Raw genomic sequence first — 17,422 nt, 5'->3', positions numbered from 1 at the left:
CAGGGACGAGCCGATACGGCTGTTCGGGCTCGTCCTGAACGTCAGCGGTCGATCCGGATCGGGGGCGCGGTGTTCTCGGGGGTGGCGGGCTTCGTCGTGGGCGGAGGCGCGGCCGGGCGAACGGAGCGGCCCCAGTTGCGCTTGCTGCCCGAGTTGGACGGCTCCTCCGTCTTCGCCGGCGCCGCCACTTGCGCGAGCCTCGCGACGGTCTGGACGGACATCTCGGACGGCCCCTGCACGATGGAGTAGGGCTGGAAGCCTTCCTTCTGCAGCGTCAGCCGGCGCGGCGCCGCGCGCACCTGCTCGTTCTCGATCGAGAGCTGGAGCGGCGTGAGCCCGAGCGACTTGCCGTCCTCGAGGACCTCGGCGCCCGGCGGGATCGACTCGATGATGAGCATGAACGACGGCGCGCCCTTGTGCTCGCTGGGCGCGCTCGTCGTCGGCGGCGGCGCGGCGGCGGGCGGGGGCTCGGTCGTGGCCTCGCTCTGCGCGGGGCTGCGGGTCAGCACGAACACGACCGCCGCCACGACGACGGCGCCGATCGCGGCGAGGATCGCCGCCTTGCGTCCGCCGCCGGGGCGCGCCTCCTGCGAACCCGCGGCGCCCTTCGACGCGTCCGCCGTGGTCGCCGCCGAGACCCCCGTGCCGACGCCGGAGGTGCGGCCGCTCGCCTCGTCGTCCGTCGACGGCGCCGGGAGCGTCACCGCCTCCTTGAGCGCCTGCACGGTCGACGAGCGCGACGAGATCTGCACGCCGGGCAGCGACTCGAACGAGGTGATCTGCGTGCCGCCGAACGCGGTGGTCACGCCCATGCCGCGGGCGCACTCGCCGAGGCCCTGGATGAGCGCGTCCATGGTCGCGGGCCGCCCGTCCGGATCCTTCGCCAGACAGCGCATCACGAGCGCCTCGAGCGGCTCCGGGATGTCGACGTCCGGGTTCCGATCCTTCATGCGCGGCACCGGCTGCTGGAGGTGCGCCATCAGGATCTGGATCGACTTCTCGGACTCGAACGGGACCTTCCCGCAGAGCATCTGGTAGAGGATCACGCCCAGCGAGTAGATGTCGGTCCTGAGATCGACCTTGCCGTGCGAGATCTGCTCGGGCGACATGAAGCGGGGCGATCCGAGGAACGCGCCCTGCTGCGTGAGCTCCTCCGAGTCGTCGCCGAGCTGCTTCACCAGGCCGAAGTCGAGGATCTTGACCGCCTCCTCCGAGTCCTCGTTGGAGACGAGCATGACGTTCGACGGCTTGAGGTCGCGGTGGACGACGCCGTGCTTGTGCGCCTCGCGCAGCCCGCGCGCGATCTGCCGCGCGATGCGCATCGCCTCGGGCGGCGGCAGGCGCCCCTGCCGGCGCACGCGCCGGAAGAGCGTCTCGCCCTCGAGGAACTCCATCGCCATGAAGAACCGGTCCTGATCGTCGGCCTCGATGCGGCCGTAGTCGAAGACGGTGACGATGTTCGGGTGCTGGAGGCGCGCGAGGATGCTCGCTTCGAGGAAAAAGCGCTTGTGGAAGTTCGGGTCGAGCTGCCGCGACGCCTGGTTCGGGATCAGGACCTTGATCGCCACCGGGCGCCCGAGCGGGATCTGCTCGCCGCGATAGATCGTGCCCATGCCGCCGGTCGCGAGCATGGACAGGATCTTGAACTTGCCGTTGAGCACCTTTCCGAGCAACGGATCGATCGGCTCGCTGCGCGCTACTTCATCGACGACGTTTTCGTTGGCACTCATATGAACTCCGTCGCCTTCCCCGTGCGGGCGCGGGCGAGCCCTCCCCTCGGTAACGATGCCTCGCGATGCGTGAGCTTGGACCTCATGATCGTGGGGGGCGTCGGTGCGTGGGGCCGTCGGGGCAGTCTAAACGGAAGAAAAGTCCTTGGCGACCTTTCCTCGATCGCCCCGTCCGCGAGGCCGAGTGTCCCCTGCCAGGGGCCCTTCCGGAAGCCCTGCCCGAGGCCGGGCGGGAGGCGCTGCACCATGCGCCGAGCGCCATAGCCCCGATCGACGAGGACCGCCAGTTGCTGGCACCGAGCGTCTGCATCCCACCTGCGCACCACGAGACCCTGCGAGCAGATTACACTGCTCCGCGCCGGCGCAACGCTCTTCCGATCGCCCCCGCCTCGCGGCGCCGCCGCGGGCGCCGGACGTCCCCGCCGGCCCTCTCGCCCCGGCGGGTGGGGACGAGGTAGTAGAGAAGGATGCGACCCGATCGCGCCCTGCGGCGCTGGTGGAGGGGGAGAGAGTACCGGCGCCTACTCGACCAGGCGGCGTCCGAGCTGGCCGGCTCCCGCCACGCCGAGGCCGAGGCGACGTGCGCCCGGGCGATCGCCATCGCCGAGGAGATTTACGGCGCCGGGGACGCCGAGCTCACGGGGCCGCTGTACGCGCTGAGCTCGGCGCAGCTCGCGCAGGGGCGGCTCTCCGAGGCGCGCGCGAGCTCCGCCAGGGCGATCGCCATCGCCGAGGCGGCGGGGGCGGGCGCGGACCCGCCGCTGCCGAGGCTGCTCGAGCAGCTCGCCGCCATCCTGGAGCGCCAGGGGGCGGCCGAGGACGGCGAGGCGCTGTTCCGCCGGATGCTGGCGGGCTACGACCGGATGCGCGACCCCGATCCGCTCGAGCTGTCCGCGCTGCTGAACCGGCTCGGCCTGCTGCTCGGCCGGAAGGGGGCGCGCGCGGAGGCGGCGCCGCTCTTCCAGCGGGCGGTCGCGCTGCGTGAGGGGGCGCTCGGCGCCGGCCACCCGCTCGTCGCGGAGGCGCTGTACAACGCGGCCACGTTCTTCGAGGAGGACCGTCCGGCGGCCGAGCGGGAGGCGATGCTCCGGAGGGCGCTCGCGATCACCGAGGCGGCCCCCGCCGTGGAGGGGGCGCTGCGCGCGTCGATCCTCCACAACCTGGCGGCCGCGCGGGAGGCGCTCGGGGACGCGGCCGAGGCGGCGGCGCTGTACGAGCGCGCGCTCGCCGCGCGGGAGGCGCTCGTCGGGGACGCCCACCCGTCGCTCCGGCCGACGCTGGTCCGGCTCGCGCAGGTCCACCACGCCGCCGGGCGGCCCTCCGCGGCGCTGCCGCTCTACGAGCGGGCGCTCCGGCTGGCCGAGGCGGAGCTCGGGTCGGATCACCCGGTGGCCGGGGCGATCGAGGCCTGGATGGACGAGGCGCGGAGCCGGAGCTGACGGGGGCGATCGGGTTCAGCGGGAAGGCGGCGCGGGGTCGCCGCCCTCGCGCCAGCGCTCGACGAGCTCGGGGAGGACGGTCGAGGCCATCTGGAGCAGGTGCGCCATGTGGTGCTCCGGCGTGTTGCCGCGGAACCCGCGGACGTGGAGCTCGCCCACGGCGGCCTCGGTGGTCGGGATCATCTGCTTCTCGAGCTTCCTCGAGACGGCGCCCTCGGCCGCGCGCAGGCGCAGGTGCGGCGGCGCCTCGAGCGAGCGCGACCGCTCGACGGGGTGCCCGGCCGCCGCGCCGAGCAGGTAGTTGGCCGTCGCGCTGGAGCTGGCGTACGCGATCGGGTCGATCTCCGAGTGCGTGATCGTGAACAGCACCTGCCCCGCGGCGGCGAGCTGCGCGGCGCGCGCGAACGAGGCGAGCTGCAGGGTATTGAGCCCGCTCGGGTGGTCCGGGACGAAGCCGCAGTGGATGCCGTCCGTGACGAGGATCGCGTCGAGCGCGTCGATGCCGCGGCGGAGCTCCAGGATCTTCGCGATCGCGCCGTAGCCCGCGCTCCACGAGGAGAGCGCGAGCCGGCGGAGCTTCGGGGTCGGCAGGCCGCGCTGCGCGAGCGCCCGGTCGATGTCGGCGAGCAGGCTCTCGTAGACGCCCGGCTGCGCGTAGAGCTCCTCGTAGGCGCCCGAGCCGATGCCCAGGTTGATGACGGCGACCGCGGCGTTCAGCCCGGCGACCTCGGCGCTCTCGCGGACGAGCTGGGTGTTGCCGTGGAAATGGATCACGAGATCGTAGCTCGAGCCGGCGGGCCTGAACGTCTCGGGCGTGAAGAGCACGCCGCCGCGGATCGACGCGTAGCCGTCGTGCCGGATCTCGGGCGGCGGCGTCGCCCCCTGCCAGCGCGCGAACACCTCGGGCGCGACGAGCACCCTCGCCGCGGCGCCCTCGGCCACGGAGCGCGAGGCGAGGAGCAGCGCGCGGCTGACGGGCGTCATGGCGCGGAAGGCCTCGCCGTTGACCGGCATCCTCGCGGCGATCCCGCGCGCGGTGAGGACGACGACGGCGATCACGGTCGCCGCGGCGAGGGCGAACGCGCCGAGCGCGCGCCACGCGCGGGCGCGGCGCTCGCGCGGCGACGGCGCGGAGAAGGAGCCGTACGGCCCGACCCCGGCGAGGTGGAGCGGCGCCCCCTGCAGCGCGGGATCGATGAGGCCGGGCGCGAACCCCGGCTCCACCGGACCGGGCGCAGCGCCGAGGGGCGGCGGATCGAAGAGCAGCCCTTGCTCCAGCGGATCGGACGCCGCGCCGAGGGGCGGCGGGTCGAGGGGGAGACCGCGATCCAGGGAGCCCTGGACCACGGTGACGGGCGGCGGCGTGGGCGTCGGCGAGAGGTCCACAGGCGACCCGTCTGCGCGCACGGTTCCCTTCATGTCGATACGCCTCCTCACATCGGGGACGTAGCGCTCGGCCTTGGGTGCCAGGCGCTGCTTCTGTTCGGTGAGCGCGGTGCACGTGCGGCGCCGCGCTGCGTTTCTGCTCCTGCCATGAGCCTGGAAGGCGCCGTGGCAGCGGGAGGATCGACCAGCACGGCCACAAGCTCAAGCGGCAACCGTGCCGTAGGCGCAGATTTAAGCGTGACCGTAATACTGTGTGCCCTGCTGGATCACGCGTGGGTGAGCCCGCCGGGCGGCGAAGCGGGGGAGCGAGAGGGATGTGCTCGCGACGGCGCAGGGTGAGGTGCGCGCCGTGAACAGAGCATGGCGGCGATGAAACGCGCACTTGCACCCCTCTCCGTCACCCAGCAAGGTGCTCGCGCTTGTTCCCCCGTGAGGCCCGCTTCCTGCTCGCAGCGACGCTGCTCCACGCTGCCATACCGTGGCTCTCGCGGATCGCGGACCGCCCGGCTGCGCTCGTGGCCCGCTCGAGTGGCGCTTACAGCGAGGTCGAGATCGAGGTGCAGCCCGTCGCGCCGCTCGCTCCGCCGCAGGACGAGCCCCGCGCTCCGGACGTGGCGCGGCCGCGCGAGGACGCGGCGCCGGCCCTCGGGCGGACGGCGCGCCGCGATCGCCGCGTGCCGGAGGCGCCCGCGCCGGCGGAGGCGGCGGTCGAGCCGCGGGAGGGCCCCGTCGCCCCTCCGGCGCCGGCGCCGCCGTCCGAGTACGACGGGCCGCCGAGCGCCGAGGGGCCGCCGGGCGTGGCCGGGGTCGGCGGCGTGCCGGTGTGGCAGCTGCCCGGCGTGCTGCCGGACCGCGCGCCGCCGCCGGCGGCGCCGACCGCGCCCCCCGCGCCGCGCGAGATGTCGATGGACAGGGGCGGCGAGGTGCTGCGCGAGGCGATGCGCGATCGGGACAAGACGCTGGGGCTGGATCTGCCCGCCGCCGGCACGGTCGCGTCCGTGGTGGCGGACGCGGTGCGCGCCTCCGACACGCCCGAGACGGCGCGCGCGGTGTTCGAGGTGCAGCTGAGCGGCGCCGGCGCGGTGCTCGGGGTGCGCGCGCTGTCGTCGACGGCCGGAGCCGCGGCGCTCTGGGCGCGGGTGGCGCGCGAGGCGGCGGCGCAGCTCGCCGGGCGCGTCCTCGCGATGACCGCCGCGTTCGCCAAGGGCGCGAAGGTCTACGTGACGGTGAGCTCGTCGGTGAAGATGCCGAGCGGCGCCACGTCGGGCGGGATCCACCACCAGGGCGCGGGCTTCGGGTTCGACGTGGCCGACATCGGCGCGGGGCGTCACCGCCTGGTCCAGTCGAGCTTCCGCGTCGAGGCGATCGACTGAGGCGCGCGGGGGCGCGACCGGAGCGCGGGCGATCCGCCACCGGCGCGGGGGCGCTCGGCGGCCGGCGCGCGAGCGATCAGCGGCCCCGCGCGGTCCAGCGCCGGTAGCGCGCGGCGCTCGCGGCGAGGCCGATCCCGAGCAGCCCGAGCAGGCTCAGCGCCGCGGGGACGCCGGCGAGCCACACGAGCGCCGGCGGCGAGGGCCGCGTCGGGCAGACGCGCCGCGTGGCGAAGCGGCAGGCGTGGTGCTGCTCGAGCGCGTCGGCCGCGGCGCGGACCTCGGGCGCGTCCTCGGGCAGGCCGCGCAGGGCCGCCGAGGCCATCATGTAGGCCGCGGCGGCGGAGCGATCGTGCGCCGGATCGGGCGGCACGTGGTCGCGCACGAGCTCGAGCAGCCGGGCGGCGCGCTGCGCGGGCGCCTGCTCGGCCAGCGCTCCGGCGAGGTGGCGCGCGAGCGCGTCGTCGAACTGCAGGGCGCAGGCGACGGCGCGGTCTTCGCCGGCCGTGAGGTAGACCGTCTCGCCCGACGCCGTCTGGCGGGGCTCCGTGCCGGACACCGCGACCGGCCTGCGCAACGCGACCCGCGCCCCACGGACACAGCGGGGGACCTTCGGGAGCTCGCGCAGGTGCGCCGCGGCGTAGCGCTGGTACGCGACGCCGGCGACCGCGCCGAGCGAGAGCGCGAGCGCGAGGAGCGCGGCGATCCAGCGCGCGCCGACGCCGGGGCGCGCGGCGCGCTGCTCGCTCGCGCCGACGCCGGGCCGCGCGGCGTGCTCCTCGCTCGCATCCGGCGCGGCGCGCTCCTCGCCGGTCCCCGGCGCGGAGGCAGGCTCGCCCGAGGGCTCTCGAGACGACATGGCCGCGGGTATGGCCAGCCGCGACGACGCTGTCAATCGATGCGCCGTCAGGCAGGGGGCGCCGCGCCGGCGAGGCGCGCCACCTGCGTCCACGTGCGGGCCGCCTCCTCGTGCCCGGTCGCGGCCGCGAGCCTCGCCAGGAACTGCGCGCACGCCTGCTCGCCGCGGCGATCCGCGGCCTCGCGGGCGCGCGCCAGGGCGCTCAGCGCCTCGAGCAGGGCGCCCTCCGTACGGCCCGCGGCGGCGAGCGCGATCCCGTAGACGAGCAGCGCCCGCGCCTTCTGCGCAGGCGACGCCTCGGCCTCCGCCGCGATCCGGAAGCGCCGCAGCGCCTCCTCCTTCGCGCCGCGCCCGAGCGAGATCAGCCCCGTCATGCGCTCCACCAGCCCCGGGTGCTCGCCGGTGCGGCGGAGCTCCTCCACGAGCCGCTCCAGCGTGCGGAGCTCGCCCTGCACGAGCGCCTGCTTGGCCAGCTCGGCGAGGCGGACCGCGATGTCGTTCATCGACAGGACGGGCGACTCCGAGGTCTTCGCGAGCGGATCGCCCGAGGCGTCGGCGAGCGGAAAGTCCTCCTCCAGCGGCGGCGCGTCGGGGGAGCCCGCGGGCGCCGCGTCCGGGAGCGCCGCCGCGCCGTCCGGCCGCGGCGCGCGGGGAGCGCCGTCGCGCGCGCCGCCGCTCTCGACCGGCATCGTGGAGCCCCGCCGGCGCGCGGCGCTGTCGGCCGCCTCGCGCGACGCGTCGGCGAAGGAGCGATCCGAGACGGGCGCGCCGCGCTGCGGATCCGGCGCGTCGCCGACCACCTCGATCGGCGTGCGGAAGGTGGGCGGCTGGCTCGAGGTGCTGTCCGGCGCCCCGTCGAGCCGGTGCTCCCGCGCGGTCTCCTGCTCGTCGGCGAACGCGAGCAGCTCGGCGGCCGACGACTCGAGCAGCGCGTCGCCGGCGGCGCGCGCGGCGCGCCCGGCGAGATCGGCCGCGGAGCGTCGATCGCCCGCCTTCGCGGCGTGCCACGCGGCGTCGGCGAGGCCGAGCACGCCGGCGTGGTCCTCGACGACGCGCGCCGCGGCGAGGTGCCACGCGGAGCGCTCGCCCGGCGGGACGGCCGCGAGCAGGACGTCGCGCAGCGTGCGCGAGGAGAGCTTCAGCCAGCCCGGCTCCGGGCGGACGACCCAGCCGGCGCCGAGCAGCGCCGCCTGGGCCGCGGCGACCTTCGGGGCGCCGGTGCCGTCGCACAGGGCGTCGATCGCCGACTCCGACGCGTCGCCGCCGAGCGTCGCCAGCGCGGTGAGGACCGTGCGCGGGCCGATCGCGAGCAGGCGCAGGCGGCCCTCGATCGCGCGGGACGCGGGCGGCGCCGCGAGCTCGGCCCCGGTCATGGTGCGCGCGGGCCCGCCCCGCCCGGCGCTGCGCCGGCGCGGCGCCACGCTCCTGCCGATCCAGCGCAGCGCGCCGCTCTCCAGCGCCTCGCAGATGAGCTCGCGCAGGGCCAGCGGGAAGGCCGGCGCGCGCGCGGCCCACCTCCGCGCGCCCGCCTCGTCGATGCAGCCGTCGAGGAGGCGGCGGACGAGCTCCTGGGCGCCCGCGGCGGAGAGCGGCCCCAGCGCGGCCGTCGCGGCGAGGGTCATCGCGTTGAGCGGCGCGGGGAGCGGATCCGCGCGCCCGAGCCGGACGACGGCGCGCAGGCCGCCGCCCATCTCGAGCGCGATCGCGAGCACCTCCAGGCTCGCGGCGTCGACCTCGCCGGCGTCGTCGACAAGGATGAGGCCGGAGCGGGCGCCTTCCGGGGCGAGCCACGAGGCGACCACCTCGGCGGCGGTCCACGGCTCGACGCCCTCGCCGGCGATGAGCGTCGCGAGCGCGGGCCTCAGCCGATCCGGGAGCGAGGGCGCGCAGGCGCGGCCCTTCTCGGCGCGGATCGCCGCGCGCGCGAGGGCGCGCCGGAGCGCGCCGAACGGCTCGCGCGAGGCCCCGATCGGCGCGACGAAGAGGCTCCGCGACGGGGCGAGGACCCGGCTCAGCTCGAGGAGCAGCCGCGAGCCGCCGGCGCCGGGCTCGGCGCGGACGAGCGCGAGGGAGCCGGGGGGCACGGCGAGCGCGGCGAGCTCGCCGTCGCGGCCGATCAGCGGCGGCCGAGAGAGGCGCGCGACGCTCTCGGCGACCTGCCGGCGCAGCGGCTGCTGCGCGTCGAGGCGCAGGCCGCGCACCCGGCGCGCGCCGTCGACGCCGCGGTGGGCGCCGAGGGTCATGAGCTCGCCCGCGAGCACGGCGGGCAGCGCGGGGTCGAGGAGCACGTCGCCCGGGAGGGCGATGCGGGCGAGCATGACGGCGACGAGCAGCGGCTGCCCCCACGAGAGCGCGGTGAAGCGCCCGGCCTCACCCACGTACGTCATCTCCCCCTGCGCGATGCCGACCGCGAAGCGCGCGTCGGCGTGCACGGACGCGTCCTCCGCGGCGAGCGCGGCGAGCAGCACCGCCTCCTCGATGTCGTCCGGCGTGAACTCGAAGGAGAAGGTCTGCGCGCTCCAGGCGCACAGGGTGGCGCCGAGCGCCTCGGCGCGCTTCTTCAGCGCGAGCGCCCGCGCGAGGTAGCTCTCCTCGCCGCGCGCCGCGCCGCCCGCGTCGCGCGGCGCGCCCCGGTGGCGCGAGGGCGGCGCGGCCGCGCGCGGGGCGCCGCGTCGGCCGGGCCACGGCAGGACCGCGTCCGTGCTGTCCGGTCGCGAGAGGGCCGCAGTACCTCGAAAGGACACGACGATGCGCTCCGGCATTGCGGCGAGTGTAGCGGGGCGCGGAGAGCGCGTGGGCGGTTCTTGGCGTGCGCGCGCCCGCCCCGCGGTACGATGGATCCTCGATGCGATCGCCCCCCGCGCGCGCCGCAAAGGCGCGCTCTCGCCGCGCGCGCGCCGCCGCGCTCGCCGCCGCGGCGCTCTCGGCGCTGCCCTCCCCTGCCGCTGCGAACGGCGTCTTTCCCTCCGCGGACCAGATCGTCTTCGACCCGGCGGACCCGGCGCGCGCCGTGGCCCGGATGACGTACGGCCTGCTGGCCACGCGGGACGGGGGCGCGAGCTGGCGCTGGATCTGCGAGGGCGCGGTCGGGTACGACGACACGGGCGCCGTCGCTCCGCCCATCGCGGCGGCGGAGGGCGGCAGGGTGCTCGCCGCGCTGAGCGACGGGCTCGCGATCGGCGCCGAGGGCGGCTGCGCCTTCACGCGCGCCGCCGAGCTCGAGGGGAAGGCGGTGATCGATCTCTCGGTCCGGCAGGGCGACCCGTCGCACGTCGTCGCCGTCGTCGCGGGGCCGAGGCACGGCCTCTGGGCGTCGCGCGACGGCGGCGCGCGCTGGGCCAGCGCGGGGGCGCTCCTCCCGGCGGGCTTCCAGGCGCGGACGGTCGACGTCGCGCCCTCGGATCCGCGGCGCATCTATGTGAGCGGCCTCGCAGGCGGAGGCGGCCCCGTCAAGGGGGCGATCGCGCGCTCGGCCGACGGCGGGGAGACGTGGGAGACCTCGGTGGTGCCGGGGAGCACGACGTCGCGCGAGCCGTACATCGCGGGGGTCGATCCGCGCGACGCCGACGTGCTGTACGTGCGCATCGCGAGCGCGCCGGGGCGCCTGTTCGTCTCGAGGGACGGCGGCGCGACGTTCGAGCCGGCGTTCGACACGCAGGGGTTCGTGCGCGCGTTCGCGATCTCGCCGGACGGCACGGAGGTGGCGGTCGGCACCGACGTCGACGGCGTCTTCCGCGCGCCCTCGTCGACGCTCTCGTTCGAGCGCGTCTCGACGGTCGCGCCGCGCTGCTTCGCCTGGACGGAGGCGGGCCTCTACGCGTGCGCGAGCGAGTTCCTGGACGACTTCACGATCGGCCGCTCGCTCGACGGCGGCGCGACGTTCGAGCCGCTGCTCCGGCAGGCGTGCATCCGCGGCCCGCTCGACTGCGCGACGAGCACCTCGGTCGGGGCGCTCTGCCCGCTCGACTGGCCGCGCATCGCGATGATGACGGGCCACGAGGACTGCGCGCCGGACGCCGGCTCCCCCGCGGCCAGCAGCGGCGCGAACGCCAGCGCGACCGGCGCGACCGGCGCCGGCGGAGCGACGACGGCGAGCGGCGGCGCGGCGAGCGGCGGCGGAGGCGCGGCGAGCGGCGGCGGAGGCGCGGGCGGAGCGCCCGAGGTGTCCGCCGGCGGGGCGCAGCCAGCCGGCGGCGCGCGGCCGAGCGACGGCGGCTGCGGCTGCCGCACGGGCGGCGGGGGCGCGGGCTGGGCCGGCGCCGTCGCCGCGGCGTGCCTGGCGGCGGCCGCGGCGGCGCGGCGGCGGCGGCGCGCTTAGCGCCTCCTGCCGCCCGTCCCGGTCGCCAGCTCCGGCGGCATCTGCTCGGGCGCCGTGTCCGGCGCGTCCTCGCGCCCCACCTGCCCTTCGGTCCGGACCTCGGCCTCCTCGCGGCGCACGGTCGCCCTCGCCTGCGCCTGCTCGTGGACGACCTCCTTGCTGATCCGGAGCTCTTCCTTCACCACGGGCCGCTTCGAGATCTCCACCTGCTCCTCGCGGACAGGGACGCTGATCGACCCCTCCTCGATCGTCGTTCCGGACGCGATCGGGCGCGCCTCGCTCGCGGGGACGCGCTCGACGTGCACGACCTCGCGCGCCACGGGCACGGTGACCTGCTTCTCTTCGGTCACGACCTCTTTCCTGACCTGGACCCGACCGACCTCCTGCACCGTCTTCCCGGCCGTGAGCTCCTCCTCCACGAGCGGCACGCGGATCTCGTCGCTCGCCGCGATCGCGCCCTCGGCCCCGCGCCCCTGGTCGCGCCCCCCGGCGAGCTGGTCGCGGGCGTGCTTGAGGATGATGTCCCCGTCCCGGATGCCGAGCACCTCGTCGTAGCGCACGGCGTACTCCTTCGGGAAGAAGAAGCCCTTTTCGATCTCGAACGCGTCCGCGTCGAGCCGCGTCACCTTGCCCAGCTTCTCGCCGTCCGAGCTCCGGACGACCATTCCACGCGCGATCTCCTGTTGCTTCACCATGATCTACCCCCAACCCCGGAATCCTCCGGACCTGCATCGCGAACGGGCGCCGCCGGCACGGGCCGCTCGGCCCCCCCGCTGAGCGGCGCCCGCTCGGCCCACCGATCTCGGGCGACCGCTCGCTTTGCCCTGTCGCGGGTCGCGGCGCCCTCCGCTGTCCCTCCCCGCCATGCAATCGTCATGCAATCCGAGCGTCGACAGAGCGTCGACAGAGCGTCGGTGATCCTGGCGTCGCCGTCGCGCCCGAGACCGACGTCGTCGGGAGCGCGCCGCCGCGCCCGTCCGGCTCCGTGCGTCGCGGTGACAGCGGCGCGATGCTCGGGTCGCTGCGCCAGGCGTCAGGGAGCGATGACGACCCGCTGCGCGGCCGTCGCCGCGTCGCCGTTCGGGTCCTCCAGGGTGACCTCGACGTCGAGCGCTCGGCCCCGGACGGCCTCGACCGACAGGCCTCGATCCACCTGGAACCGGATGCCGTAGATCTCGCAGCGGCCTTCCCCTGCGCGGCGCAGCGTGACCAGCGCGGTGAAGGGGAGCAGCTCGAGATCGAGCTCGGGGAAGTAGCCCCCCACCCGCAGGCGCGAGCCCATCTGCCGGAGGCCGGTCGTGCGCAGCGCGAGCCACACGTGGTGCCCCCCTTGAGGGCCCGCCTCGATCGGCACCACCTCGCCCTCGTCCAGGGGAGCGAACGCGCTCTCCCCCTGCCCGATCACGATCGCCGGATCGCCCGAGGAGGGCGTCTTGCACGCGTCCTTCGCCGAGGCGATCCACATCGGATCGTGGTCGTCGAGGGCGGACGGGGCGATGAAGGGATCGACGCATGCCCCCGCCGCGCAGGTCGCGCCGGCGGCGCAGGCCACCCCGGAGCACGCCGCGTCGATCGAGACCGGCAGGAGCAAGCTTCGCCCGCTGACCGCGCGGGTCGCCGTCCGCCGCGTCACGACGGGCGCCGCCTCGCCGTCGCGGAGCGCCGCGATGGACAGCTCGATCTCGGCGCCGTCTCGCGCTCCCGCGATCGGGAGCTCCGCCGGCAGCGACAGATCGCCGCTGCCGTACGAGAGGCGCTCGGCGCGCGTGACGACGCCATCCACCGTCGTGGTGCTCTCGATCGCGTGGACCTCGAAGCCGATCGCCATGTCCGTCGTGAGGCCGACCACCACGCGCCCGTCGGCCTCCTCGCCCCCGCAGGCCGAGAGGGCGAGCAGCGCGAGCAGCGCCTGGAGTGCCGGCCGCATGACCACGTGGAGCCGATCAGCGCGACGCGCGCCTGCGCCGCCGCGCGAGCCAGCCTGCCGCCGCGGCGAGCGCGGCGAACGGCGCGGCGAGGGGGGCCTTGCTCCCCGGGCTCACGGCGCACATGCCGGCGGACAGATCCCCCGTCACGCCGTCGGGACCGATGGAGACCTGGGCCTCGACCTCGACGGAGATGCCCTGCGCGAGCAGCGCGTTCACGCACGCCGGGACCTGCGATCCGGAGATGATGTACCTCCCCCCGCAGAAGAGCGCGCCGTCCCCGCTGCAGGAAGCATCGCAGTTCGCGCGGAACTCGTGCTCGCACTCCTCGAAGATCTCGTCCTGACAGGTGGTCTGGCAGTCCATGTTGGCGTCGGCGGTGCACGAGCCGCCGCAGCACTCGATACAGTGCTGATAGCAGCCTCCATCCACCGTCACGCACTGGGCGTCGCACTCGCTGTCGCAGTTCGCGTCCCACGTCGCGGAGCACCTCCCTGGATCGGCGGCGGCGGCGCACTCGGCGTCCCGCTCGGTGGTGCACTCGACGAAGCAGTTGTGGGAGCAGATGACGTTGACGCCCCTGTCGCAGTCCGTCTGGCACTGCGTCGTGCAGCTGTCCGTGCAGGTCGCCTCCGCCGACAGGGAGCACTCCGTCTTGCAGACCGGCACGAGCTTCGTGGCGCACGCCGTCTTGTAGATGCCGAGCTCGCTGCAGCTCGCCTTGCACTCGGCCGTGACGCGCACCTCGCAGTCCGAGAGCCCGTCGAAGCGGATGTTGCCGCACGCCTCGACCCCCGCGCTCGCGGGGAGCGCGGCCGAAAGACCTGCGGCGATGCTCGCCAACCCAAGAATTCTCGATACTCTCACGATGAGCTCTCCTTTTCGAACGGCCGCAAACACAGGATGTTACACAGGGCAAATCTCGTCAGGGAAGCGCTATTTGCGCGGCTCTGGCTCGCCGCGTGGGGAGCGTTTCAGGGCGCGTCGGTACGCGTCGGTATGCGTCAGTCCGCGTCGGTTCGCGTCGGTTCGCGTCAGTACGCGTCGGTTTGCGTCGGTTCGCGTCAGTCTCAGGACACCGGGCGCGCCTGTGAACGCCAGTTGATGGGATCCATGTGAATGCCGGGCGACGGGTTCGGCCGTCCCGCGAGGCCGCCGCGGCGCATCGCCGGCCGGCGGCCTCGCGGGATGAGCGCGGAATCAATCGGCGGGCCAGGGGTTCGGCGGCTCGGCCGGCGTGTAGGGCTGCACGCTCGCCTCCACCGTGATGAGGTTCTCGATGAACAGGTCGACGTAGCGCAGGTCGTCCTCGACGTCCGGGTCCGGGTGCTCCTCGAGCCACGCCTCGACGTTCGGGCGCAGCGCCTCGAGCGTGCGCCGCGCGGTGCGGGGATCGGCGTCGGCGGCGAGCTGGGCGGCGAGCTTGAAGCCGGCGTAGAGGTTCAGCATCACGAAGCCCTTCTCGACGGTATCGCCGGAGAAATAGCCGCCCTTCGGCGGCGCGTCGGGCGTGCTCGGCGCCTCGATCTCCACCTCCTGCGCGTGGATCTCGCCGGTCAGCGGGTGCCTCCACGACAGCGCGAGGGAGCCCACCGCGTGCGGGTCTTCGACGCCTCGCTGGTCGGGGTTCGGCACGAGCTCGATCAGGATGGCGCCGCCGCCGCCGCGCCGGCCCGAGCCGACGGGCTCCGCGGCGCTGGTCCGGCCGGCGAGGAAGAGGCTCGGGATGCGCACGGCCCCGCCGCGCTCGCCGCCCTGCCAGCCGTTCGTGCCGTAGGCGCCGCGCACGACGTAGCCGTCGCCCACGTCGACGTCGAGCTCGACGTCGAGCGCCAGGGGCACGAGGAACGTCTTCACCTCCTCCGTGAAGACCTCCTCCACCGCCTTCGGGTCCTCGAGGAAGTAGAAGTTGCCCGCGCCGACCTGGCTGATCCCGCGCATCGCGTCGACGTCGAACTCGGCGCCGACGCCGACGGCCGTGACGCCGATCCCCAGCTCCGCGTACCCGCGCGCGAGCGAGACGAGCCGCTCCGGAGAGGTGAGCCCCGCGGTCGCGACGCCGTCGGACAGGAAGATCACGCGGTTCTGCCAGCCCGGATCGAGGTGCCGCTCCGCGACCGCGAACGCGGTGAAGAGCCCCTCGTAGAGGTTGGTCGACCCGGCCGCCGCGAGCCCCTCGAACGCCTCGGCGAGCGCCTCCCGGTCCGAGCCCTCCGCGTGCTCCAGGACGACCTCGGCGGTGTTCGAATAACGGACGAGCGAGATCCGGTCGGTCGGCCCGAGCGCGTCGATCATCTCGACGAGCCCCGCCTTCAGGTACTCGATCGGGTCGCCCATCATCGAGGCGCTCGTGTCGACCGCGAGGACGAGGTGCAGCGGCGGCCGCTCGAGCGCGCCGAGATCCACGGGCGAGTTCATCCCGACCTGGATGAGCGTGCAGGGCGACCCGCTGATCATGTTGCCCATGATCCCGAGCAGGCCGTGCATGCACACGTCGTCGCCGCACGTCGCGGCGGGGTAGTCGAGCTTGTGCTCGGCGAAGAAGCCGACGTCGTCGAGCGTGTCCGGCCCGGGGATCTCGCCGTCCTCCAGGATCTGGCGGAACAGGCCGAAGTCCTGCGAGCCGCCCTGGGAGACGCCCACGCTGCCCGGCGGGGTCCCCGGTACGCTCGGATCGGCGAAGCCGCCGGAGTCGCTCGCGTCGTCGTTGCCGCAGCCGATCGCGCCGAGCGCCGCGGCGGCGCAGAGCGCGAGGAGAGGATGGATTCGAAGCTTCATGGCGTGACCTCCTACGGCGCCGCGGCGGCGGCGATCCAGACCGACTCGAGCAGGCGGGGTTGATCGATGGGGGCGGTGAAGCAGTCCGCGTTGCGGACGGGCATGTCCTCGGCGCGCACGACGAGGAGCGCCTCGGCGCCCTCCGCGAGCTCGGCGATCTCTCCGGCGCGCAGCGAGACGACGCCGGAGACGCCGTCGCCGAGGAGCGACACCTCGAGCGGCTCGACCAGGCTGCCGCACGCGTCGTGGAACCCGCGGCAGCCCTTGAGCGGGGTGAGCTCGGCCCGGAAATCGACGGACGGCTGCCGGCCGATCATCGATCCTCGGGCGAGCACGTTGCCGCGCAGCACGAGCACAGCGTGCGTCTCGCTCTCGATGTGGATGCCGCGCGCGAACGCCCGCTCGTTCTCCGGGCGCTCCGGGTAGACGCCGCCGTCGATCTCGACCGGGCTCAGGTGGAGGAGGTCGCCCGCGCTGAACGGGATCGCCTCGGCGGGAGCGCAGAGGAAGAAGGTCTCGCCGCGATCGAGCGCGAGGGCGTGGCACCCGTCCGGGGACGACATGATGCCGGTGAGGACCGCCGCCTTGGAGACGGGCACGGTCCAGTCGAGCCGGCCCCCTTTCACCGAGACGCCGCACGCCTCCGCGGGCGGCCGGGGCTCGGCGGGCGGCGCGTCGAACACCGCCGGGTGCTCGGCGAGCGCGAGCCTGGCGCCGTCGCGCTGCAGCGCGATCACCCGGCCGGGCAGCGAGTTGTCCGTCGTGGTGACGAGGAATTGCTCCGGGAACTGCTCCGCCGACCACGCGAGCAGCGTGAGCGGCAGCCCGTCGGCGTCGATCAGGTAGGCGTCGCACCCCGCGTTGTCGAGCGGGAGCGCGCGGCCGGGCGCGATGAGCCAGGTCTCGGCGTTCTCGAACAGATCGCGCGAGAGGGCCCCCTCCGGATCGGCGAGCATCACGCTGCAGTCGACCCGCGCCGTCTCGCGGAGCCGGCGCACGCGGAGGAGCTGCTCGGTCTCGGTCGCGTTGCCGATCAGGAGCGACGCGACCTCCTGCGGCGGCGGCGGTTCCCACGGATCGCACCCCGTGCCCTCGTCGCACGGCCCCGTCGGGCTGCTCGTGGCCGCGCACGCGAGGCTGCCCGCCATCAGCGCGAGCCGGTGCGCGATCGGGCGCCGCGCGGGCTCGGGCCGCCGCGCGGCCTCGCCGAGCACGCGGTACGACACGACGAGCATCGGCAGGGCGATGAGGTCGGTCGGGTCGACGGTGATGCGCCACGGGAGCGGCGTGAGCGCCATGAGCGCCTCGACCGCGCGGGCGGCCTCCGGAGCGAGCTTGATGGCCGAGAAGACAGCGCCGGTGGCGACGTGCGCCCCGAGGAAGCCGCGGCGCGAGGAGAGGCGGAGCAGCGCGGCGAGGACCGCGGGCGCGACCAGGAGACCCGCGAAGTCGCTGAGCTTTCCGGTCGCCCATCCGGGGAGCAGGCCAGACCCCTTGAGGGCGTGATCGTTGAGGACGAGGAGCGCCAGGGCTCCGATCCATAAAGGGTGAAGGAGCGGTCGATACGAGCGCAGATCTCTGGGCATCGGAGCTGTCCTTCCGTGCGATGAGGGCCAG

The 17,422-nt window shown here is 75.1% G+C and carries 12 protein-coding genes; 3 read left to right on the top strand and 9 right to left on the bottom strand.

Translation table 11 applies throughout. The annotated features are described in order from the left end of the window. Positions 1-41: 41 nt before the first annotated feature. Positions 42-1,730: a serine/threonine-protein kinase gene (locus NQZ70_RS03665; protein ID WP_129572975.1), complete on the bottom strand. Its 1,689-nt coding sequence runs from the start codon at positions 1,728-1,730 to the stop codon at positions 42-44. 467 nt (positions 1,731-2,197) lie between these two features. On the opposite strand from NQZ70_RS03665, the gene NQZ70_RS03660 reads away from it, so the two are divergent. After that, complete coding sequence (locus NQZ70_RS03660; RefSeq protein ID WP_129572974.1) at positions 2,198-3,169, top strand: tetratricopeptide repeat protein; 972 nt, start codon at positions 2,198-2,200, stop codon at positions 3,167-3,169. A 15-nt stretch (positions 3,170-3,184) separates the two neighbouring features. Here the strand turns inward: NQZ70_RS03660 and NQZ70_RS03655 are convergent, their stop codons facing one another. Next, a complete protein-coding gene (locus NQZ70_RS03655; RefSeq protein WP_129572973.1) occupies positions 3,185-4,588 on the bottom strand; it encodes a hypothetical protein in 1,404 nt (467 codons plus the stop codon). A gap of 386 nt (positions 4,589-4,974) precedes the next feature. Between NQZ70_RS03655 and NQZ70_RS03650 the strand changes: the two genes are divergently transcribed. Further along, positions 4,975-5,928: a hypothetical protein gene (locus NQZ70_RS03650; protein WP_129572972.1), complete on the top strand. Its 954-nt coding sequence runs from the start codon at positions 4,975-4,977 to the stop codon at positions 5,926-5,928. 76 nt (positions 5,929-6,004) lie between these two features. Here NQZ70_RS03650 and NQZ70_RS03645 read toward each other — a convergent pair whose 3' ends face one another. Both NQZ70_RS03645 and NQZ70_RS03640 read right to left on the bottom strand, forming a co-directional pair. After that, positions 6,005-6,784, bottom strand: coding sequence for a hypothetical protein (locus NQZ70_RS03645; protein ID WP_129572971.1), 780 nt, complete (start codon positions 6,782-6,784; stop codon positions 6,005-6,007). A 47-nt stretch (positions 6,785-6,831) separates the two neighbouring features. Then, positions 6,832-9,546: a hypothetical protein gene (locus NQZ70_RS03640; RefSeq protein ID WP_129572970.1), complete on the bottom strand. Its 2,715-nt coding sequence runs from the start codon at positions 9,544-9,546 to the stop codon at positions 6,832-6,834. A gap of 83 nt (positions 9,547-9,629) precedes the next feature. Between NQZ70_RS03640 and NQZ70_RS03635 the strand changes: the two genes are divergently transcribed. Further along, on the top strand, positions 9,630-11,102 hold the full coding sequence (locus NQZ70_RS03635) for a hypothetical protein (RefSeq protein ID WP_129572969.1): 1,473 nt from the start codon (positions 9,630-9,632) through the stop codon (positions 11,100-11,102). Here the strand turns inward: NQZ70_RS03635 and NQZ70_RS03630 are convergent. The 5 genes from NQZ70_RS03630 to NQZ70_RS03610 form a co-directional block, all read right to left on the bottom strand. Beyond that, complete coding sequence (locus NQZ70_RS03630) at positions 11,099-11,797, bottom strand: YsnF/AvaK domain-containing protein (RefSeq protein ID WP_129572968.1); 699 nt, start codon at positions 11,795-11,797, stop codon at positions 11,099-11,101. The genes NQZ70_RS03635 and NQZ70_RS03630 overlap by 4 nt on opposite strands. Before the next feature lie 338 nt (positions 11,798-12,135). Further along, the gene (locus tag NQZ70_RS03625) at positions 12,136-13,029 is read right to left on the bottom strand and encodes a hypothetical protein (RefSeq protein WP_237244991.1); all 894 of its coding nucleotides are present in this window, start codon (positions 13,027-13,029) and stop codon (positions 12,136-12,138) included. A gap of 16 nt (positions 13,030-13,045) precedes the next feature. Next, complete coding sequence (locus NQZ70_RS03620) at positions 13,046-13,870, bottom strand: hypothetical protein (RefSeq protein WP_129581116.1); 825 nt, start codon at positions 13,868-13,870, stop codon at positions 13,046-13,048. A gap of 357 nt (positions 13,871-14,227) precedes the next feature. Beyond that, positions 14,228-15,805, bottom strand: a complete 1,578-nt coding sequence (locus tag NQZ70_RS03615) for a VWA domain-containing protein (RefSeq protein WP_129572966.1) — start codon at positions 15,803-15,805, stop codon at positions 14,228-14,230. An 11-nt stretch (positions 15,806-15,816) separates the two neighbouring features. Next, positions 15,817-17,391, bottom strand: coding sequence for a hypothetical protein (locus NQZ70_RS03610; protein ID WP_272827747.1), 1,575 nt, complete (start codon positions 17,389-17,391; stop codon positions 15,817-15,819). Positions 17,392-17,422: the final 31 nt, after the last annotated feature.

This window comes from Sorangium sp. So ce836 (assembly GCF_028553905.1).
Classification (GTDB): domain Bacteria; phylum Myxococcota_A; class Polyangia; order Polyangiales; family Polyangiaceae; genus Sorangium; species Sorangium cellulosum_D.
Note: the sequence above shows the minus strand (reverse complement) of the source record. Positions and strands in the feature narration are given on the sequence as shown.